Source organism: Bosea sp. BIWAKO-01, from assembly GCF_001748145.1.
In the GTDB taxonomy this organism is placed as follows: Bacteria; Pseudomonadota; Alphaproteobacteria; order Rhizobiales; family Beijerinckiaceae; genus Allobosea.
Genome location: NZ_BCQA01000001.1, coordinates 2,338,112 through 2,358,502, shown reverse-complemented (window position 1 = coordinate 2,358,502; position 20,391 = coordinate 2,338,112). Strand labels below are relative to the sequence as shown.

The window sequence follows — 20,391 nt, the reverse complement described above, 5'->3', positions numbered from 1 at the left end:
GCCGAACTCAGGGCTCGCGGGCGAGCGCGTCCACGGCGGACTGGAAGCCCTTGAACGAGAAGGGCAGCACGACGGCGCGGTTGGCGCCATCCTGATAGCGAAGCTGGCCAGCGTCGCCAAAGCCGCGCCAGCGCTTCAGCAGGTCGTCGCTCACGTTCACCTCGGCGAAGCAGCCGCCGGGAAGGCAGCGCTGGAAGTCGGCAAGCGTCCCCTCGTCCTTCTCCCCGAGCGCAAGGCGGATACCGGCCTTGGCGCCGAGGCTCACGTTCGGCGGCACCTGCACCACAAGCTTGTAGGGCTCATTGCGCACCGGCCGCCCGAGCGCGATCAACGCCACCGGGCCGCGCTGCCCCTGCACCTCCAGCGTCTGCACGATCTCGCAGATCCGGGTCCCGACGCCCTGCTGGCAGCGATGGGTCCAGTCGCCATAGGTCGCCGTCGTATTGTCCGGTTGCGAAACGCCGCCAGGAGCGGCCGGAGCCTGAGCACTCGCGGTAGGACGCTGCGCCTGGGCAAGGGCTGCGCCGCTGAAGATCACGACGGAAACGAACGCGAGAGGCCTAAGCTTCGAAATCACCTGACAAATCCCCTTTGACGGCATCCGCGAGTTAGACCGTGGCGAGCGATTCCACGCAAGCCGTTTGCGGTCGGCTGGGAACGGCCGTCAACAACGCCGCGGCAAATCACGGCCTAAGGGTGCCAGCCGGTTTCCAGCGCCGGCGCATCGGCCTTGGCCTCTTCCCGCCGAGCCTCTTCGACCACTGCGAACAGCGCACGCAAGGCATCCTCGACGCCCTGGCCAGACGCGGATGACAGCACGATCGGCGCGCGCTTGGCGGCCCGCTTCAGCCGCGCGACCTGCTCCTTGAGCAGCTCCGGGCTCAGGGCGTCCACTTTTGACAGCGCCACGATCTCGGGCTTCTCGGCCAGGCCCTCGCCATAGGCCTCGAGTTCCTCCCGAACGGTCTTGTAGGCCTTGCCGGCGTGCTCGCTGGTGCCTTCGACCAGGTGCAGCAGCACGCGGCAGCGCTCGATATGGCCGAGGAAGCGATCGCCGAGCCCATGTCCCTCATGCGCCCCCTCGATCAGGCCAGGAATATCGGCCAGCACCATCTCGCGCGCGTCGACCCGCACGACGCCCAGGCCGGGATGCAGGGTGGTGAAGGGGTAATCGGCGATCTTCGGCTTTGCAGCGGTCACGGCGGCAAGAAAAGTCGACTTGCCGGCATTGGGGAGGCCGACAAGCCCGGCATCGGCGATCAGCTTCAGGCGAAGCCAGATCCAGCGCTCCTCGCCCGGCAGGCCCGGATTGGCATGGCGCGGCGCCTGGTTGGTCGAGGTCTTGAAATAGGCGTTGCCGAAGCCGCCATTGCCGCCCTTGCACAGAACGAAACGCTGGCCAGGCTCGGTCAGGTCGGCGATCAGGGTCTCACCGTCTTCATCGAAGACCTGCGTGCCTGGCGGCACCTTGAGCACGACCGGCGGGCCATTGGCGCCGTGCCGGTCCTTGCCCATGCCATGTTCGCCGATCCTGGCTTTGAAATGCTGCTGGAAGCGGTAGTCGATCAGCGTGTTGAGCCCTTGCACGCATTCGATCACGACATCGCCGCCGCGTCCGCCGTCGCCGCCGTTGGGGCCGCCGAACTCGATGAATTTTTCACGCCGGAAGGAGACGCAGCCCGCGCCGCCGTCGCCGGCCTTTACATAGATCTTGGCTTGGTCGAGGAATTTCATTGCTTCTCAGTAGTGGGCCGCGGGCCGAAGGGCAATGCGGGCGGCTCACGCGGCAAGCCGTGGTGCCGCCATTTCTTCGCGAAGCGCCTGTGCGAAGCGCCGGGCAGCAAGACTCGGGTTGGGCGCGACGATGAGACCGACCGCAAGCTCAAACAGCGGTGGCAGGCCTTCAGCCGCACCGAGCCGCCGCAGGCTTGCAGGCGCCGCACTCTCAGTGATCGCCGTGACGCAGAATCCGGCCTCGACCGCGGAGATCACGCCTGCCGTATGCGAGGAGGAAAAGACCAGCCGATGCGCCCGCCCGGCCCCGGCGAGCGCCGCCAGGACACGCGGGCGCGCCCGGCAGCCCTCGGAGAACAGGGCAAGCGGCAAGACCTCCTGCAATTCCGGGCGATGACCGCGCGCCGCGACCCAGACCAGCTGCTCGCGACGCAGCGTTTCTCCCTTTGGCCGGACCGGATCCTGCGTGATCACGGCGATATCGAACTCGCCCGCCGCAAGCGCAGGCTCGATCCGTTTCGAGAGATCGCACCGCAGTTCCAACTCGACACGCGGATGCTCAGCCGCAAATCGTGCGATCAGCGGTCGCAAATAGGCGTCGACATAGTCGTCGGGCACGCCGACCCGCAGTCGCCCCGTGGCTGCCTCGCCGCCCAGATCGGCCAGCGCTTCGCGCTCGACGGCGAGCAAACGGCGGGCATGACCGATCAGCCGTTCGCCGGCATCGGTCGGCGTCACCCCACGCCGCGAGCGCTCGAGCAGCTTCTGGCCCAGTTGCGCTTCGAGATCCTGGATGCGGACCGAAACCGCCGATTGCGTTCGGCCGAGCCTGACGCTCGCTGCCGTGAAGCCGCCGGTCTCGGCGACCGTCACCAGCATATCCAGCGCCGCCAGATCGAAATGAGTCGCCATCGCCTCGCTCCATCGGAAATTCGAATGGAACGATGAGAATAATCCGTTTTTCCGATTGAAGGAAGCGCACTATATCGCCGGCACTGCCCGTCGCGGATGACCCTGATGACCACCCCGAGCCTCGCCCTGTCACGTCCGGCCGCCCCCGGCCTCGCCATGTTCGTCGCCTTGATGACGGGCGCGACCTGCATCGGCTTCTCCGGCATCTTCGTGCGCTATGCGGATGTCGGACCGGCCGCCGCCGGCTTCTGGCGCATGCTCTTTGCCCTGCCCGTGCTCGCAGCCTGGACCGCGTTCGAACAGCGCAAGCCCAAATCGGGTGGCGCGCGGTCCCGTGGGTGGTGGCCGATCGCGCTGGCCGGGTTCGCCTTCGCCGTCGACGTGACGCTCTACAATGCCTCGCTTGGCTTCACGACGATCGCCAACGCCTCGCTGCTTGGCAATCTCTCGCCGGTCGTCGTTGTTCTGGCGGCCTGGCTCCTGCTCGGTGAGAAACCGACCGGGCGGATTCTCGGCGCGCTGATGCTGGCGATCGGCGGCGCGCTGATGCTGGTGCTGCCGAAATTCGCGACCACTGCGGCAGCGACCAGCCCGGGCAGCATCTTTGGCGACAGCCTGGCGGTCGGAGCGGCCTTCTCCTACGCCATCTACATCATCGCCATTCGCCGGGCCCGGGATTCTGCCGATGCCGGACGCATCGGCCTGATCTCCAGCGCGCTTTGCGCCGTCTTCTGCATCGCGGTCGCGCTCCTGCTTGGCGAAACCATCCTGCCGCAGAGCCTGCAGGGCTGGCTCGCGGTCATCGCACTCGGCCTCGTCTCGCATGCGCTGGGCCAAGGCTTGATCACGCTGGCGCTCGGCCAATATGGCGCTAGCGCCGCCTCGCTGGTGATGGTCTGGCCGGCGCTGGTCAGCGTTCTCGCAGCCTGGGCGATCTTTGCCGAGCAGCCCTCACCGGCTCAGGCCTTTGGCGGTGTGGCGATTCTGGCAGCGGTTCTGCTGGTGCGGAAGGGCTGAGGCTTGCTGCCGGACCTGGCCCGCCCCACTGAAGCGGCCTGAGATTGCTCCCCCAGCCGCGGAGCGCAGCGGGGTTCTGCCGCTCGATCTCGAAACCATAGACGGAGCCGCTTCCACTCGGCTCCGTCCTGTCGGTCGACCCTACTCCGCCGCAAGCCGCGGCGGCGGCAGCTTTCCACTCATCGCCTTGGCGCTGGCTTCGCCGGGCGTTTCCTCGTCCCCCATCGGCTCCCAGGCCGATTCATCCTCAGGCTTGCTGAAGAAGCGGCCGAAGAGCCAGCTGAAGCCACGGCCGACATCGTCCATCACCGTATAGAAGGACGGCACGAAGACGAGGCTGAGCACGGTCGAGACGATCAGGCCGCCGATCACCGCGATCGCCATCGGCGCGCGGAACTCGCCGCCATCGCCGACGCCATAGGCGGAGGGCAACATGCCGGCCGCCATCGCGATCGTCGTCATCACGATCGGACGGGCCCGCTTGCGCCCGGCTTCGAGCAGTGCGGTGACCCGGTCCTTGCCGCGGGCGACCTCCTCCACCGCGAAATCGACGAGCATGATCGCGTTCTTGGTGACGATGCCCATCAGCATCAGCAGGCCGATATAGACCGGCATCGAGACCGGGTTATTGGTCGCGAGCAGCGCGATCACCACGCCGCCGAATGAGAGCGGCAGCGAGAGCAGGATGGTCACCGGCTGGGCGACCGAGCCGAACAGCAGGATCAGCAGCGCGAAGACCAGCATCAGACCGGTTGTCATCGCCGTGATGAAGCCCTGCACGACCTCGCCCTGGATCTCGGCATCGCCGGTGGCGGCGATCTTGACGCCCTCCGGCAGTCCGACCTCCGCGACGATCTCGTGGAAGGTGTCCTGCGCGGTGCCGAGTTCGAAGCCGCGCTTCAGGTCGGCGCCGATCGCAGCCCGGCGGACGCGGTCATAGCGGTCGATCGAGCTCGGCCCCTGGCCGAAGCCGATATCGGCCACCGCCGTCAGCGGAATCGAGACGCCGCTCGTATTGGTGACACGCAGCGCCGCAATGTTGCGGATGTCGGCGCGCGCCGCCTCATCGAGCTGGACCCGGATCGGCACCAGACGGTCGCCGGCATTGAACTTGGCAAGATTGGCACCCGCATCGCCGATCGTGGCGATGCGCACCGCTTCCGAGATTGCCTCCGGCGTGACGCCGAGCGTTGCCGCCTGCTCGAGCTTCGGCGTGACGCGCAGCTCCGGCCGGCTGAGCGAGCCGGCAGTCGCGACATTGAGATAGCCGTCGACCTGGCGCATGCGCGCCTCGATCCGCGCGACCGCCTCGTCGAGCGCATCACCGTCCTTGGAGAGAATCGAGAACGCCATCTCGCGCTCGCCGCGTTCGTTGACATACCAGGCCCGGGCATCGGGGACGCTGGCGAGCTTCTGCGCGATGACGACCTTCAGGTCCTTTTGCTTGATCGCACGCTCGCCCTTCGGCGTCAGCATGACCGTGACCGAGGCACGCCGGACCTCGCGCTGTCCGGTCGGCGAAGCGCCGCCGAGCACGAAGACATGCCTGACCTCGGGAATCGTCCTCAACGCATCGACGATCTGGTCGGTGGTGACACGCGTTTCTTCCAGCGTTGCGCCCGGCGGCAGCTCGACGCTGGCGACGACACGCGCGGTGTCCTCTTCCGGGAAGAAGCCCGTCGGCAGCAGGGCCGTCGCCTGGATCGAGCCGAACAGGAAGATGAACCCCACCACCAGGGTCAGATAAGCCATGTTGAACGGCAGTTTGCGCCAACGCCCCGTCCCGTCGAAACGCGGCAGCAGCGGCAGGCGGATGCGCGCAAGCGTAAGCCGCAGCAAGCCGATATAGCCGCGCATGAACGGGCCGGGCTTGTCATCCTCGTGCTTTACCGGTCGCATCAGATAGGCCGCCATCATGGGCGTGATCAGCCGCGCCACCAGCAACGAGAACAGCACCGCTATGGCGACCGTCAGACCGAACTGGCGGAAATACTGCCCGGCGATACCGCCCATGAAGGAGACCGGCGCGAAGATCGCGACGATGGTCAAGGTGATCGCGATGACCGCGAGCCCGATTTCATCGGCCGCCTCCATCGCCGCGCGATAGGGCGATTTGCCCATCTTCATATGGCGCACGATGTTCTCGATCTCGACGATCGCGTCGTCGACCAGGATGCCGGTGACGAGCGTGATGCCGAGCAGGCTGACCAGATTGAGCGAAAAGCCCAGCATCTGCATCGCCCAGAAGGTGGGGATGGCCGAAAGCGGTAGCGCGATGGCGGTGATCAGCGTCGCGCGCCAGTTGCGCAGGAAGAGGAAGACGACGAGCACGGCCAGCGCCGCCCCCTCGAACAGCGTCTCCATCGCCGACCGGTAGTTGCCGTGGGTATAGGCGACGGCATCGTCGATCAGCTTCAGCTCGATCGACGGATAGCGCTTGTTCAGCTCCTCGATGCGCGCTGCAACCACCTGCTTGACCGAGAGCTCGCTCGAACCCTTGGAGCGGAACACCGCGAAGGTGACGACGGGTTGCTTGTCCAGGCGGCTGAAGGAGCGCGGTTCGGAATTGGAATCCTCGACCCGGCCAAGTTCCTTGAGCCTCACCTCGCGGCCGCCGGTGAGCGAAATCTTGGTCTCGGCCAGGTCGGCCACCGTGCGTGCGCCGGCAAGCGTACGAATCGCCTGTTCCTGGCCGCCAACCTCACCGCGCCCGCCGGCGAGGTCGACATTGGTCGCGCGAATCTGCCGGTTGACTTCACCGGCCGTGGTGCCGAGCGCCAGCAGCCGGTCGGGATCGAGCGAAATCCTGATCTCGCGATCGACGCCACCGTAGCGATCGACACGGCCAACGCCCTTCAGCCCCTGCAATTCGCGCGCAACGACATCGTCGACATGCCAGGAGAGTTGCTCGAGCGTCATGCCGGGCGATGAGGCGCCATAGCTCAGGACCGACTGGCCCTCGACATCGATGCGCTGGATCACCGGCTCGTCGATCGTGCGCGGCAGGTCTGCCCTGACCTTGGCGATGGCGTCCTTGACGTCGTTGACGGCACGGTCGGTGTTCACCTCCAGCCGGAACTCGATCAGGGTGAGCGACTGGCCGTCGGTCAGCGTCGACATCACATGTTTGACGCCCGTGATGTTGGCGACCGCATCCTCGATGCGCTTGCTGACCTGGCTTTCGAGCTCGGCCGGCGCTGCGCCGGCCTGAGTCACCGAGACCGAGACGAAAGGCACGTCGATATTCGGCATCCGCGTGACCGGCAGTGTCGAAAACGACATCACCCCGAGCACGCAGAGAACCACGAAAAGCAGGATGGCCGGGACCGGTTTGCGGATCGACCAGGCCGAGAAATTGATGTTCATTCCGCCGGCCCCGTCAATTCGTCGCGATCGGCGTCACCGCATCGCCGTCGCGCACGAAAGTGCCCGCACGTGCGACGACGGTCTCACCTTCGGCGAGGCCGGAGGTGATCTCGATCCGGCCATTTCCGGTCAGTCCCAGCGTCACCTTCTTGGTGCTGACCTTGCCGTCCTTGACGCTCTGCACCAGCGCTCCATTGCGCGAATAGGTGATGGCGGAGAGCGGCAGGGTGATGCTCGTCTTGCGACCGGTTTCGATCACGCCGCGCGCAAAGGAACCAAGCGCGATCGGCGGATTATCCTTGAGAGCGATCCGCACGCGCCCGAGCCGGGACGCCTTGTCGACCTGCGGTGCGATCAACCTGATCTCACCGACGAGCGGCTGCTGTGCTCCTGCCGGCGTGACTGCGACCGTCTGGCCGAGCCTGAGCGAGCTAAGCTCGACTTCCGCGACATCCGCCTCGAGTTCGATCGCACCATCCGCGATGATGCGGAAGAGGGGTTCGGTCGCGGCCAGGGGGGCCATGGCGCCAAGCTTGGCGCGGCGCTGGCTGACGATTCCGGCTGCGGGAGCCTTGATCTCGGTGCGCGCCAGCTTCACGGCAATATCGCGCTCCTGCGCCTTGGCGAGCGCAAGATCAGCCGTCGCGATGGCAAGCGCATGCTGCGCCGAGTTGACGCGGGCGACCGTCGTCCTCGCCGCGGCAGAGCGCAGATCGAAGGTCTCGATGCTGGCATTGCCCGAATCGCGCAGGGCCTTGGTCCGCTCGAAGGCGTTCTCGGCCTGGACTCGATTGGCTTCCGCCTCGGAGACCTGGGCCCTGGCCTGGGCGATCGCCGCTTCGGCGCGGGCGATCTGAGCCTCGTTCTGGGTGTGAAGGACATCAAGCGTCGTCCGCGACAGACGCGCCAGCACCTGGCCCGCCGCCACGCGATCTCCCTCCTCGGCCAGGATGTCGACCAGCGCGAAGCCATCGATCTCCGGCGAAACCAGGACCTCGTCGCGCGCGATCATCGAGCCCGAGACCACGACGCTCTGCACGATTTCCGCGGTCCTGGCCGGCGTAACCGTCACGGCCGGGCCATGGCCGGGAGCAGTTGCCTGCGCGGCCGCGCTGGCCGGCGTCTGGGCCGAGGCCGCAACAGCCGGCAGCAGCGCCAGGGTCAGCAGGGACAAGGCAGCCAGGCGCGTCAGCGCGAGGGGAAGCGGCAACATGGTGATAACCTTCGAATCAGTCATGGCTGATTTGTGTCTTGGGATTGCAGGCGCATTGCCTGAGCCAATCCTCGCATCGCGGTGAACATCGTTTCGGCAGCGGTCTTGGTATCGAAATTCGGATCCATGGCGCGCCGGCAGAGATAGCCGTCAGCGAGCATCGTCATCGCCTGAAGGAAGCGGATCTCGTCGAGATCGGCCGGCAGCTCGCCGCCCTCCTTGGCCGCGGAGATGGCTGCCGCCAGGCCTACGATGACCGTGCCGTCGATATCGGCGCACATCGCCGCCATTTCCGGATTGCGCGCGGCCTCCGCCCAGATCTGCAACGCGATGATGGCTTTCTCGCGCGGCTCCTCGACGAGATGTCGCCGGCCGAGCGCCTCGAGCTGGTCGAGAAGATTGCCGGCGCGCGGATCGAGCGCCGAGAAATCCGCGGCGATCGTAGCCCGGTCGCGCTCGGCCATCCCCGCGATGATCGCGTCCTTGGAGGCGAAGTAGCGATAGAGATTGCCCGGGCTCATGCCGGCCTCGGCCGCGACATCGTTCATCGTCGCTGCATGGAAACCGGCGCGCGCGAAGACGCGCTCCGCCGCATCGAGGATGCGTGTATGGCGCTCCGTCATGGCACGGTCGGACGGGGCGAGGGCAAAGGGCGGTGGCAAATGACGGATCCGCGATGAGAATGAACGTTCATTCTCATGACCTATCGTGAACTTGAAGTCAAGAAGCGTGCGCACCCGGCGGAATCAGGGCGCCGCCATGCAAAAAACACCTGCATGCCATGCACCCCTGGCGCATGAATTGCTTTGCTCGGTCCCGCATGGAACCGCATTGTCAGTGCATGGATGGACGTTGCGCCGGCGAGCGCAACCTTGGCGCGTGAGCGACCCGAAGCCCGTGATGAACGATCAGCCCTTTCGTCTCAGCGCTGCCCGCAAGCTCCGCTCCCCCCTCCGCCCCCGCAGGGACAGGCCAGCACCGAAGCCGGTCCTGATCGTCCTGCACCAGGAGCATTCGACTTCCGGCCGGGTCGGCCGCCTTCTCGCGGCACGAGGGCACGCGCTCGATATCCGCAAGCCGCGCTTCGGTGACCCGCTCCCGGCGACCATGCGCGATCATGCCGGCGCCGTGATCTTCGGCGGCCCGATGAGCGCCAATGACCCTGACGGTTTCGTCAGGGCCGAGATCGACTGGATCGGCACCTGCCTGAAGGAGGAAGCACCCTTTCTCGGCATCTGCCTGGGCGCCCAGATGCTGACGAGGCATCTCGGCGGCACCGTCTACACGCATCCGCAGGGCCGCGCCGAGATCGGCTACTATGATCTAGCGCTGACGGATGCTGGCCATACGCATGCGAGCGAGGCCGGCTTCTCCTGGCCCTCGACCGTTTACCAATGGCATCGCGAAGGCTTCGACTGCCCGAACGGCGCCGAATGCCTCGCAACCGGGGGCGACTTTCCGGTCCAGGCCATTCGCTCGGGGCCGAAAGCTTATGGCATCCAGTTTCATCCCGAAGTGACCCCGGCGATGATGTGCCGCTGGTCGGTGCGCGCGCATGAGCGCACCCTGATGCCCGGTGCCCAGCTGCGCCATCAGCATCTCGAAGGCTGGTATCGCTATGATCCCGCCGTCAGAGCCTGGCTCGACGGCTTCCTCGACCACTGGCTGCGCGTGCCGGCGGATGGAGAGACCTCCCTCGCATGACCCGTACCTCGCTTGTCCTCGGCGCCGGCATCGTCGGCGTCTCCTGTGCGCTCGCGCTGCAGAAACGCGGCTTCACGGTCACCCTGATCGACCGGCGCGAGCCCGGCAGCGAGACCTCCTACGGCAATGCAGGCGTGGTCAGCCCGACCTCCGTCGTCCCGCTCAACAATCCCTCGCTCTGGAAAAGCCTGCCGAACTATCTCGGCAACCATCACGCCGCCGTGCGCTATCGCTGGGGCCATCTGCTGCGGAATCCCGGCTGGGTCCTGCGCTTCCTCGCCGAAGCGCGCCCATCGCGTCTCGCGCCGCGCGTTGCGGCGCTCCACGGCCTGACAGTTCATGCCCTGACCTTGCACAAGGCGTGGATGGCGGAGGCTGGAATCAGCCACCGCCTGCGTGAAAACGGCACGCTGAAACTCTGGCGCAGCGAGGCCGGGCAACAGGCATCCCGCACCGAGCAGCAATGGCTCGAGGATCATGGCTTTCGCGCCGACTATCTCGACCGGCAGGCCCTTTCAGCGGTCGAGCCCGATCTCAACCCGATCTTTTCGGCCGGCCTGTGGTTGCGGGACAACGGCTCGGTCGACTGGCCGCAGGCCGTGGTCGCAGCCTATGCGGCGCTCTTCGCCGCGCGTGGCGGCAAGATCATCCGCGCCGCCGCCTCAGGGCTCTCCAGAACGTCCCAGGGCTGGCGCGCGACGACCGATTCCGGCAGCTTCGATGCCGATCTCGCCGTGGTCGCGCTCGGCCCATGGAGCCCCGATCTGCTGCACCCGCTCGGGCTGAGCGTCCCGCTCAATGTCGAGCGCGGTTATCACCGTCATTACAAGGCCGCCGGCGGACGCAACCTTTCGCGCCCGTTCTACGACGTCGAGTCCGCTTACTTCCTCGCGCCGATGGAAAAGGGCTACCGCCTGACCAGCGGTGTCGAGCTCGCCAACCGGGATGCGCCTTCGAATTTCGCCCAGATCGACGCGGTCCTGCCACGGGCGAAGGAAGCATTTGACCTGACCGAGGCGACCGAAGCCACGACCTGGCGCGGAGCCAGGCCGACCCTGCCCGATTCATTGCCGATGATCGGGGAGGCGCCGCGGAATCCCGGTCTCTGGCTAGCCTTCGGCAGCCAGCATATCGGCTTTGCGACCGGGCCGGTCACCGGCGAAATCCTGGCTGCTCTGATCAGCGGCGAGAAGCCGATTGCCGATCCCGCCCCATTCGCGCCGACGCGATATCTCTGATCCCGACGATCCGGACGCGCGCTCGGCCGAGCCCGATAGCGCCGATGCAACGGGCGAGAGCCGAAGCCTCTTCCTGAAATGCACCCAGGACAGGTAGACCTGCGCAGGCCGTCACGTCGGACGGCCGCACCGTCGGATAAGTGGCGCGTCAGACCTGCCGCGCCACCATCATCTTCTTGATCTCGGCGATCGCCTTGGCCGGGTTCAGGCCCTTCGGGCAGGCATTCGCGCAGTTCATGATCGTGTGGCAGCGATAGAGCCGGAAGGGATCTTCCAGATCGTCGAGACGCTCGCCGGTGGCCTCGTCGCGGGAGTCGATCAGCCAGCGATAGGCCTGAAGCAGCACGGCAGGACCGAGATAGCGGTCGCCATTCCACCAGTAGCTCGGGCAGGACGTCGAGCAGCAGGCGCAGAGGATGCACTCATAGAGGCCGTCGAGCTTCTCGCGGTCCTCCTTGCCCTGCGCCCACTCCTTCTCCGGAGCCGGCGTCGTGGTCTTGAGCCAGGGCTCGACTGAGGCGTGCTGCGCATAGAAGCGTGTGAGGTCCGGGACCAGATCCTTGATCACCGGCATATGCGGCAGCGGATAGATCGCGACCTTGCCCTTCGAGCCGCACTCGTCGATGCCGGTGGTGCAGGCCAACCCGTTCTTGCCGTCCATGTTCATGGCGCAGGAGCCGCAGATGCCCTCGCGGCAGGAGCGCCGGAAGGTCAGCGTCGGGTCGATCTTGTTCTTGATCCAGATCAGCGCGTCGAGGACCATCGGTCCGCAATCCTCGCGATCGACATAATAGGTGTCGGTGCGCGGATTCTCGCCGGTATCGGGGTTCCAGCGATAAACCTTGAACTCGGTCAGCTTCTTGGCGCCGGCCGGCTTCGGCCAGGCCTTGCCTTCGGTCAGTCGTGAGTTCGCGGGGAGATTGAATTCGGCCATCGGTCAGATCGTCCTCAATACACCCGCGCCTTGGGCTTGATGTACTCGATATCGTTCGAGAGCGTGTAGGTATGGACCGGGCGGTCGTCGAGCGTGACGGTCCGCTTCTCGTCGTCGATCCAGGACAGGGTGTGCTTCATCCAGTCCTTGTCGTCGCGCTCCGGATAGTCCTCGCGGGCATGGGCGCCCCGGCTTTCCGGGCGATTCAGTGCCGAATCCATCGTGACAACGGCCTGGGTGATCAGGTTGTCGAACTCGAGCGTCTCGACCAGATCCGAGTTCCAGATCAGCGAACGGTCGGTGGTCGCGATATCGGAGGCACCGGCCCAGACCTCGTGGATCAGCTTGTGACCTTCCTGCAGCGTTTCGCCGGTGCGGTAGACGGCGCAGTTGTCCTGCATCGTCTTTTGCATGCGGTTGCGCAGCTCGGCCGTCGGGGTGCCGCCCGAGGCGTTGCGGAACTTGTCGAGGCGGGTCAGCGCGAGATCGGCCGAGGACTTCGGCAGCTCGGGCTGCTTCTCGCCCGCCGTCACGATTTCGGCGCAGCGCAGGCCGGCGGCACGACCGAAGACGACCAGATCGATCAGCGAGTTCGAGCCGAGGCGGTTGGCGCCATGCACCGAGACGCAGGCCGCTTCGCCAATCGCCATCAGGCCAGGCACCACGGTGTCTGGATTGCCGTCGACCTTGGTCAGCACCTCGCCATGATAGTTCGTCGGGATGCCGCCCATGTTGTAGTGCACCGTCGGCAGCACCGGGATCGGCTCACGGGTGACGTCGACGCCGGCGAAGATCTTGGCGCTCTCCGAGATGCCCGGCAGGCGCTCGTGCAGAATTTTCGGGTCGAGATGGTCGAGATGCAGGTAGATGTGGTCGCCGTTCTTGCCGACGCCGCGTCCGCCACGAATCTCCATGGTCATCGAACGCGAGACGACGTCGCGAGAAGCCAGATCCTTGGCGGAGGGAGCGTAACGCTCCATGAAGCGCTCGCCCTCGGAATTGGTGAGATAGCCGCCCTCGCCGCGAGCCCCTTCGGTGATCAGGCAGCCGGCGCCATAGATGCCGGTCGGGTGGAACTGCACGAACTCCATGTCCTGCAGCGGCAGGCCGGCACGCAGCACCATGCCGCCACCGTCGCCGGTGCAGGTATGGGCCGAGGTCGCCGAGAAATAGGCGCGGCCATAGCCGCCGGTCGCCATGATCGCCATCTTCGAGCGGAAGCGATGCAGCGTGCCGTCATCGAGCTTGAGCGCGATCACGCCCCGGCAGACGCCATCCTCGTCCATGATCAGGTCGATGGCGAAGTACTCGATGAAGAACTCGGTGTTGTAGCGCAGCGCCTGGCCGTAGAGCGTGTGCAGCATGGCGTGGCCGGTGCGGTCGGCGGCAGCGCAGGTGCGCTGGGCTGGAGGACCGTTCCCGAAATCGGTGGTCATGCCGCCGAAGGGCCGCTGATAGATCTTGCCGTCCTCGGTGCGCGAGAAGGGCACGCCCCAATGCTCGAGCTCATAGACGGCCGCCGGCGCATTGCGCACGAGATACTCGATCGCATCCTGGTCGCCGAGCCAGTCCGACCCCTTGACGGTGTCGTACATATGCCACTGCCAGGTATCCTTGCCCATGTTGCCAAGCGAAGCGGCAACGCCGCCCTGCGCCGCAACAGTGTGCGAGCGGGTCGGGAATACCTTGGAGATGCAGGCCGTCCTCAGGCCCGCCTGCGAGCAGCCGACCGTCGCGCGCAGTCCCGCGCCGCCGGCGCCGACAACCACGACGTCGAAGGTGTGATCCGTGATCGGGTAGGCCTGGCCGGTATAGGCCGGGACCGATTGGGCTCTGGTGATCGCCATCGGGTTCAGCCTCCGAAAGAGAGTTTCAGGATCGCGAAGACGCAAGCCGCGCCGATCGCGATCGCAAAGAAGGTGTTGGCCATCACGGCGAGGATCTTCAGCCCCTCGTGGTGGACATAGTCCTCGATCACGACCTGCATGCCGAGGCGCATATGGACGGCGCCCGACAGGGTGAAGAGCAGCATCAGGATCGCGACGAGCGGGTGCGACAGGGTCGCGACCGCAGCCGCATAGGGCTTGCCGAAGAGCGAGATCACAACGCCGAGGAAGATGATCGTCAGGAAGACGTTCGCCACGGCGGTGACGCGCTGCAGCCAGAAATGGCCGGTGCCGGACTTGGCCGAGCCGAGACCGCGAACGCGGCCGAGCGGGGTACGCATGGAAGAATTTGACGACATGACGAAACTCCTCAGCGCATCGCGTAGGCGACGATCCAGAGCAGGATCGTCAGGCCCGCCGAGACGAAGACGCTGTACTTCGCCATGTTCGTGCGCGTCTCGGGGTCGTAGCCGTGTCCCATGTCCCAGACGAAATGGCGCAGGCCGCCGACCATGTGGTGCAGCAGCGCAAAGGAATAGCCGAACAACACGAGGCGCCCCAGGAAGGAGCCGGCAATCGCCTGAGCCGTTTCATAGGCCCCCGGCCCTGAGGCGGCCGCCACGAGCCAGGCGGCGATGAGCACCGTGCCGGCATAGAGCGCCGTGCCGGTGACGCGATGCGCAATCGACATCGCCATGGTCCAGGACCAGCGATAGATTTGCAGATGCGGCGAAAGCGGGCGCGCGATCGGTTTGGTTTCGGCCAAGGTAAACTCTCCGACTCTGCGGCCCGCCGGGGGGCCCGATCCATTTGGGAATGGTTCTAGAGTGATTGGCTCTCTATAGAAACCGTTCCGGCGCTGCAATGCGAGGCAGCGAATCGGTGGTTACATAAATCTCAAACTGTAACTTTATGCTTACGCATCATCGCGGCAGCAGCACCCAATAATCCAGATCGAGGATGACGCCACCGGCATATTGATCGCCGAGCTTCAAGGGGTACTCCCCGCAAGGCAGGTTCTTGGTCGCGACGAGGCGCAGACGCAGGGCGCCAACATCGCTGCGGCCCGGCAACTCGGCCTTCTCCAGCACCTCGCTCCAGGCATAGACCGTATCGCCCGCGAAAAGTGGCGCGACATGCCTGCCACCATTGATCGCCGCGATGTGAAGGCCGTTTCCGAGCCCGTTGAACGACAGGGCACGGGCCAGACTGATGACATGGCCGCCATAGATCAGTCTCTTGCCGAAACGCGTCTCGCGCGCGCCATAGGCGTCGAAATGCACCTTTGCGGTGTTCTGGTAGAGACGGGTGGCAAGCTGATGTTCGGCTTCCTCCACCGTCATGCCGTCGACATGGTCGATGCGTTCGCCGACCGCATAATGGCCCCAGCGAAACGCCGAGCCTGCGAGCGCATCGTCATAGGCGGTGAGATCGAGAGCCGGGCAGCCCTCGCCAAGCTCTTCGGGAGCGACGACCTTCGGCAGTTCGGGCACCTGCTCGGCATGTGCCGCGGCTCCCGGTTCGCGTTTGCGCACCAGCACCCAGCGCGCATAGCTCAGCACGATTTCGCCCAGCTGGTTGCGGCCAATCGAGCGGACATAGACGATACCGGCATCGCCCGCCGAGGTCTGCTTCAGGCCGATCACCTCCGAGGTGGTCGACAAGGTGTCCCCTGGATAGACCGGCCTGAGGAAGCGTCCATCCGCATAGCCGAGATTGGCGACGGCGTTCAGCGAAACGTCCGGCACCGTCTTGCCGAAGACGATATGGAAGACCAGCAGATCGTCGACCGGCGCCGCGGGGTAACCGACCGCGCGTGCAAAGCTGTCCGACGACTGCACGGCGAAACGCGACCCATAGAGCGCCGTATAGAGCGAGACATCACCACTGGTCACGGTCCGTGGCGTGGCATGGACGATCGTCTCGCCCAGCCGGAAATCCTCGAAAAAGCGGCCGGGGCTGGTCTTGGAAGCGGGCAGCGTCGCGGTCTGGGACATCGGCGTCTCGCGTCTGGTCAGGCAGGCGATTGTGCGCTGCCGTGAGACCCTGCGTCCAGCCCCGCGCCGCTGCGACGATGGGGTAAGGCGCAGGCCCGGAAGGGCCGGCCGAGCGCCGACCAGACTTCGAATGAGCCTCGGCTCTCCGCCGCGCCGCGACAGGAAGAGGCGCGAAGGCTAAGCTACAATCGCCTGCAGCTTGGCGAGATCGACATTCGCGCCGCAGACCAGAACGCCCAGGCGCTCGCCCGGCGCCGGCTTGTAGGCTCCCGAGATCAGCGCGCCGAAAGCGGCCGCGCCACCGGGCTCGACGGCCAGACGGAAATCGCGCCAGAGCTGCGCCTGCGCCTCGGTAATGGCGGCATCCGGCACGAGCGCAACGTGATCGACCGTGTCCTTGCAGGCGTCATAGACCAGTTGGCCGACATTGCGGGCGCCGAGCGAATCCGCGGCCACCGAGGCGACATCGACCGCGACCGGTCCCTTGGCTTCGAGCGCCGCCTGCAAGGCGCGCGAGCCCGCGGGTTCGACGCCGACCACCTTGACCTTCGATCCCGCAAACCACGAGGCGATTCCCGAGATCAACCCGCCGCCACCGACCGCGACCAGCACGGTATCGAGATCGGGCTCCTGCAAATCCCATTCGCGTCCGAGCGTGCCCTGACCGGCGATGGTCTCGACCGCGGCGAAGGGATGGATTTTGAGCGCGCCGGTTTCCGCGACGAAGCGATCGCAGGCAGCCTGCGCATCGTCATATTGCGCGCCGCCGACCACGGCCTCCGCGCCGAAGCGCCGGATCGCCTCGATCTTGGCCGCGGGCGAAATCTCCGGCACGAAGATCGTCGCCTTCACGCCGCGTTCGCGCGCCGCATAGGCCACCGCTGCGCCGTGGTTGCCCCCGGATGCCGCAGAAACCCCGGCAGCAGGCACCGGCAGGGACAGCAGGTTGTTGAAGGCGCCGCGCGTCTTGAACGAGCCCGCATGTTGCAGGCATTCGAGCTTGAGCGAAATGTCCCCCGCGGATCCGAGCGCCCCCTTGCCCAAGCGCATGATCGGCGTCACGCGAGCATGGCCGGCTATGCGCGCGGCAGCCGCCTCGATCATGGAATGGGACACCGGACGGTCGGACATGGCGCGATCCTGATAGGCTGGGCGATCCGGCGCGAAGGTCCAGATCGCGATGGGAAGCCCGTGGCTATCGCGTCCCGGCGGATCGGGGAAGGGCTTTCCACGCCCGCCCCGGATGTGTCCGGCGACGATCAGCGCCGCCAGCGCATCCAGCATGTCGTCTGCTGCAGCTCCCCGCGGCGGCCGTGCGTGGACGCTCTCGGCTGGCAGGCCTGCCGCGACCAGCAGGACCCGTCGTTCGGCCATACCATCGGGATTGATCGCGCCCCTGACCTTCTTCGGGCTCAGAAGAGGAGCCCCGCGCATCGTCCGAAAGGCAAGTTCGGGATGGGTTTCATAGACGCGCTCGCGCCACAGCGGCTGATGCCGCAACAAGCCGTCGATCTCCCGGATCTTCGGGAACAGAAAGAAGCCCTGCTTGGAGACCTTGCGGGGCGGCTGGGAGGTCGCGGCGGCGACGCCGCAGGCCTCCCGATACTCCGCAGCCTGGACGGCGGAGCGCGAAGGAATGGAAAACACCGAGGATTGGCGCTCACCGAGCAGGCCGCGCACCGCCTGCTCGGGACCGCGTCCGGAGCCGACGATCCGGTCCGGCAGGCCGATCGGCATGTCGACTGCCACGAGATCAGGCGGTTCAGGTTCGTCGAAGAGCGCGGAGAAATGCGTGACCACGCGCAATTGCGGGCGCGCGGGCGCAGCGTCGTCGAGGATCGCAACGATCCAGCCCGCCTTGCAGCCGTCGACGCCGGCGATCCAGCCCATCTGTCCCCCTCTTCACCTTTCGATGAACTGTCGTTGCATTGCGGTCGCGTCTAGTGTGCATTGCAGCGAAGTCAGATCAGCCTTCGTCAAGGAGTATCCCATGACAGCGATCCGCCCACGCCGCAGTGTCCTTTATATGCCCGGTTCGAACGCCCGTGCGCTCGAAAAAGCCCGTGAGATTGCCGCCGATGCGCTGATTCTCGATCTGGAAGACGCGGTGGCCCCAGATTCAAAGGACATGGCGCGCGAGCAGGTCTGCGCCGCGGTGAAGGCCGGTGGCTACGGTCGGCGCGAACTGGTCATTCGCGTCAACGGCGTCGAGACGCCCTGGTTCGAAGCGGATCTTGCCGCAGCGACCGAGGCCAAGCCCGATGCGATCTTGATCCCGAAAGTGTCGGCCCCTGAAACCCTGATCGAGATCGGCCACAAACTGACCGGCCTCTGGGCCGATCCGGCGGTTCGAATCTGGGCGATGATCGAGACACCGCTCGCCATCCTGGACGCCGCGCGCATTGCCGCGGCGGCGAAGGACCCCTCGACGCGGCTCGCCTGCTTCGTGATGGGCACGAATGACCTCGCCAAGGAAACCCGCGCCCGCTTCGTGCCGGGCCGTGCGCCGATGCTGCCTTGGCTGGTGACGGCCATCCTCGCGGCTCGTGCCCATGGCATCGACATCGTCGACGGCGTCTACAACGATCTCAAGAACGAGGATGGTTTTGCGGCCGAATGCGAGCAGGGCCGCGATCTCGGTTTCGACGGCAAGACCCTGATCCACCCCGCCCAGGTCGCCGCGGCCAATGCCGCTTTCGCGCCGGACGATCATGAGCTTGCCCGCGCCAAGGCGATCATCACCGCCTTCGAGCAGCCGGAGAATGCCGACAAGGGCGCGATCCAGCTCGACGGCCGCATGGTCGAGCGGCTTCATGCCGAGATGGCGAGGCGCGTCGTGGCGCTGAGCGAGGCAATCGCGGCGTAACCTGCGCGATGCCCGGCCTGGCGCCGAGGGCCCGTCTTGATCGGGGTAACGGGACGAGATCATGGCCGGAAAGGGCCCGGCCATGATGGTGCTGAGCGCTGGCCTCAGTCCTTGGCCTTCTTCGCCCGCTCCATGGCCTCGACGATGAGCTGCTTTGCCTTTGTGGCGTCACCCCAGCCGGTGAGCTTCACCCATTTGCCGGGCTCGAGATCCTTGTAGTGCTCGAAAAAGTGCTGGATCTGATCGAGTGTGATCTGCGGCAGGTCGGTGTAGTTGTGGACGTTCTCGTAGCGCTTGGTGAGCTTGGGCACCGGGACTGCGATGATCTTCTCGTCGCCGCCGCCCTCGTCCTCCATCATCATCACGCCGATCGGGCGGACCGCGATGTACGAGCCCGGAATCAGGGGGCGTGTATTGGCGACCAGCACATCGCAGGGGTCGCCATCTTCCGACAGCGTATGCGGAATGAAACCGTAGTTCCCGGGATAACGCATCGGAGTGTAGAGAAAGCGATCGACGAAGAGCGTGCCGGCTTCCTTGTCCATCTCGTACTTGATCGGCTCGCCACCGATGGCCACCTCGATGACCACATTGACTTCGTCAGGCGGATTCTTGCCGATGGAGATGGCATCTAAGCGCATGGTTCTTACCTGTTGAGACAAAAAACTGGCGCGCCTTATGCGCGCTGTAGCGCAAAAGTCCAAGCCCGACCTTTAGGCGGACGTGGCCTGTGGGTTTGCGCGGAGCCTTCGCCACTGATATCGGGCTGCAGATGATCAAGCATGGAATTTTGTGGTGTTGAACCTGCTGCGCCGCAACGATCAGCGTTATGCGCGGCGAATGGCCCGCATCGCGCGCTGGGACCGACCGCTTTCCGGCCGGGCCGACCGACTGCGCGCCTGGGCCAATATGCTGCTGGTCGATCACGGCATCTTCCGCCTGGCCTATCTCAACGCCCACCGGGTCACGCCGCGCCTCTGGCGCGCCGCCCAGCCCGCGCCCACCGACATCGCCTGGTTCGCGCGTCAGGGCGTCAAGACGATCGTCAATCTGCGCGGTGGCCGCGAGCACGGCGCCTGGCCGCTGCAGCGCGAAGCCTGCGAACGCCACGGCATCGCACTGGTCGAGTTCGTCCTGCGTTCGCGCGGCGCACCTGACCGCGAGACGATCCTCGGCTCCAGGGCCTTCTTCGAAGGCCTGAAGGAACCGGCGCTGGTGCATTGCAAATCGGGCGCGGACAGGGCCGGGTTTTTCTCGGCGCTCTATCTGCTGGTGCATGAGAACCGCCCGCTCGACGAAGCCATGAAACAGCTTTCGTTGCGGTATGGCCATTTCCGCTTCGCCAAGACCGGGATTCTCGACGCGTTCTTCGAAACCTATGCCCGCGAGGGCGAGGCCAAGGGCATCGCCTTCCTCGACTGGGTCGAGCGCAGCTACGATCCCGAGGCGCTCGAGAGAGACTTCAAGACCGGTTTTCTGTCGTCGCTGATCGCCGACCGGCTGATCCGGCGCGAATAGACACGC

At 65.9% G+C, this 20,391-nt stretch carries 18 protein-coding genes; 5 read left to right on the top strand and 13 right to left on the bottom strand.

The features are described 5' to 3' along the window. Window positions 1-7 precede the first annotated feature (7 nt). From BIWAKO_RS10825 to BIWAKO_RS10815, 3 genes are all read right to left on the bottom strand, one after another. A complete protein-coding gene (locus tag BIWAKO_RS10825) occupies window positions 8-577 on the bottom strand; it encodes an invasion associated locus B family protein (protein ID WP_176733299.1) in 570 nt (189 codons plus the stop codon). Between the two features lie 113 nt (window positions 578-690). Further along, window positions 691-1,734: a GTPase ObgE gene (gene obgE, locus BIWAKO_RS10820; RefSeq protein ID WP_069878694.1), complete on the bottom strand. Its 1,044-nt coding sequence runs from the start codon at window positions 1,732-1,734 to the stop codon at window positions 691-693. A gap of 45 nt (window positions 1,735-1,779) precedes the next feature. Continuing rightward, a complete protein-coding gene (locus BIWAKO_RS10815) occupies window positions 1,780-2,646 on the bottom strand; it encodes a LysR family transcriptional regulator (RefSeq protein ID WP_069878693.1) in 867 nt (288 codons plus the stop codon). A gap of 105 nt (window positions 2,647-2,751) precedes the next feature. Between BIWAKO_RS10815 and BIWAKO_RS10810 the strand changes: the two genes are divergently transcribed. Beyond that, a complete protein-coding gene (locus tag BIWAKO_RS10810) occupies window positions 2,752-3,663 on the top strand; it encodes a DMT family transporter (protein ID WP_176733298.1) in 912 nt (303 codons plus the stop codon). 141 nt (window positions 3,664-3,804) lie between these two features. Here the strand turns inward: BIWAKO_RS10810 and BIWAKO_RS10805 are convergent, their stop codons facing one another. The 3 genes from BIWAKO_RS10805 to BIWAKO_RS10795 are packed head-to-tail and all read right to left on the bottom strand — an operon-like array spanning window position 3,805 to window position 8,865. After that, window positions 3,805-7,029: an efflux RND transporter permease subunit gene (locus BIWAKO_RS10805; protein WP_069878691.1), complete on the bottom strand. Its 3,225-nt coding sequence runs from the start codon at window positions 7,027-7,029 to the stop codon at window positions 3,805-3,807. Window positions 7,030-7,042: 13 nt separating this feature from the next. Next, window positions 7,043-8,242: an efflux RND transporter periplasmic adaptor subunit gene (locus BIWAKO_RS10800; protein ID WP_069882360.1), complete on the bottom strand. Its 1,200-nt coding sequence runs from the start codon at window positions 8,240-8,242 to the stop codon at window positions 7,043-7,045. Window positions 8,243-8,262: 20 nt separating this feature from the next. Then, window positions 8,263-8,865, bottom strand: coding sequence for a TetR/AcrR family transcriptional regulator (locus tag BIWAKO_RS10795; protein WP_069878690.1), 603 nt, complete (start codon window positions 8,863-8,865; stop codon window positions 8,263-8,265). Window positions 8,866-9,142: 277 nt separating this feature from the next. Between BIWAKO_RS10795 and BIWAKO_RS10790 the strand changes: the two genes are divergently transcribed. Together BIWAKO_RS10790 and BIWAKO_RS10785 are read left to right on the top strand one after the other, a co-directional pair. Next, window positions 9,143-9,946 carry a glutamine amidotransferase gene (locus tag BIWAKO_RS10790; RefSeq protein WP_069882359.1) on the top strand — a complete coding sequence of 268 codons (804 nt, stop codon included), beginning with the start codon at window positions 9,143-9,145 and terminating at the stop codon, window positions 9,944-9,946. Beyond that, entirely contained in the window at window positions 9,943-11,184 is a 1,242-nt protein-coding gene (locus BIWAKO_RS10785; protein ID WP_069878689.1) for an NAD(P)/FAD-dependent oxidoreductase, read from the top strand. Before BIWAKO_RS10790 ends, BIWAKO_RS10785 begins: the two co-directional genes overlap by 4 nt. A gap of 148 nt (window positions 11,185-11,332) precedes the next feature. Here BIWAKO_RS10785 and BIWAKO_RS10780 read toward each other — a convergent pair whose 3' ends face one another. The 6 genes from BIWAKO_RS10780 to BIWAKO_RS37315 all read right to left on the bottom strand — a co-directional run bounded on the left by BIWAKO_RS10780 (window position 11,333) and on the right by BIWAKO_RS37315 (window position 17,891). Further along, window positions 11,333-12,118, bottom strand: a complete 786-nt coding sequence (locus BIWAKO_RS10780; protein WP_069878688.1) for a succinate dehydrogenase iron-sulfur subunit — start codon at window positions 12,116-12,118, stop codon at window positions 11,333-11,335. 14 nt (window positions 12,119-12,132) lie between these two features. Beyond that, window positions 12,133-13,965, bottom strand: coding sequence for a succinate dehydrogenase flavoprotein subunit (sdhA, locus tag BIWAKO_RS10775; RefSeq protein WP_069878687.1), 1,833 nt, complete (start codon window positions 13,963-13,965; stop codon window positions 12,133-12,135). Window positions 13,966-13,970: 5 nt separating this feature from the next. Continuing rightward, complete coding sequence (gene sdhD, locus BIWAKO_RS10770) at window positions 13,971-14,363, bottom strand: succinate dehydrogenase, hydrophobic membrane anchor protein (RefSeq protein WP_069878686.1); 393 nt, start codon at window positions 14,361-14,363, stop codon at window positions 13,971-13,973. An 11-nt stretch (window positions 14,364-14,374) separates the two neighbouring features. Beyond that, on the bottom strand, window positions 14,375-14,770 hold the full coding sequence (gene sdhC / locus BIWAKO_RS10765; protein WP_069878685.1) for a succinate dehydrogenase, cytochrome b556 subunit: 396 nt from the start codon (window positions 14,768-14,770) through the stop codon (window positions 14,375-14,377). 157 nt (window positions 14,771-14,927) lie between these two features. Further along, window positions 14,928-16,001, bottom strand: a complete 1,074-nt coding sequence (locus BIWAKO_RS10760) for a MaoC family dehydratase (RefSeq protein ID WP_069878684.1) — start codon at window positions 15,999-16,001, stop codon at window positions 14,928-14,930. A 177-nt stretch (window positions 16,002-16,178) separates the two neighbouring features. Further along, entirely contained in the window at window positions 16,179-17,891 is a 1,713-nt protein-coding gene (locus BIWAKO_RS37315; protein WP_084651251.1) for a serine/threonine dehydratase, read from the bottom strand. A 100-nt stretch (window positions 17,892-17,991) separates the two neighbouring features. On the opposite strand from BIWAKO_RS37315, the gene BIWAKO_RS10750 reads away from it, so the two are divergent. Next, window positions 17,992-18,867: an HpcH/HpaI aldolase/citrate lyase family protein gene (locus BIWAKO_RS10750; protein ID WP_069878683.1), complete on the top strand. Its 876-nt coding sequence runs from the start codon at window positions 17,992-17,994 to the stop codon at window positions 18,865-18,867. Window positions 18,868-18,971: 104 nt separating this feature from the next. Here the strand turns inward: BIWAKO_RS10750 and ppa are convergent, their stop codons facing one another. Further along, window positions 18,972-19,508, bottom strand: a complete 537-nt coding sequence (ppa, locus tag BIWAKO_RS10745) for an inorganic diphosphatase (protein ID WP_069878682.1) — start codon at window positions 19,506-19,508, stop codon at window positions 18,972-18,974. Between the two features lie 154 nt (window positions 19,509-19,662). Between ppa and BIWAKO_RS10740 the strand changes: the two genes are divergently transcribed. Next, the gene (locus BIWAKO_RS10740) at window positions 19,663-20,385 is read left to right on the top strand and encodes a fused DSP-PTPase phosphatase/NAD kinase-like protein (RefSeq protein ID WP_371331922.1); all 723 of its coding nucleotides are present in this window, start codon (window positions 19,663-19,665) and stop codon (window positions 20,383-20,385) included. The last annotated feature ends 6 nt before the right edge of the window (window positions 20,386-20,391 follow it).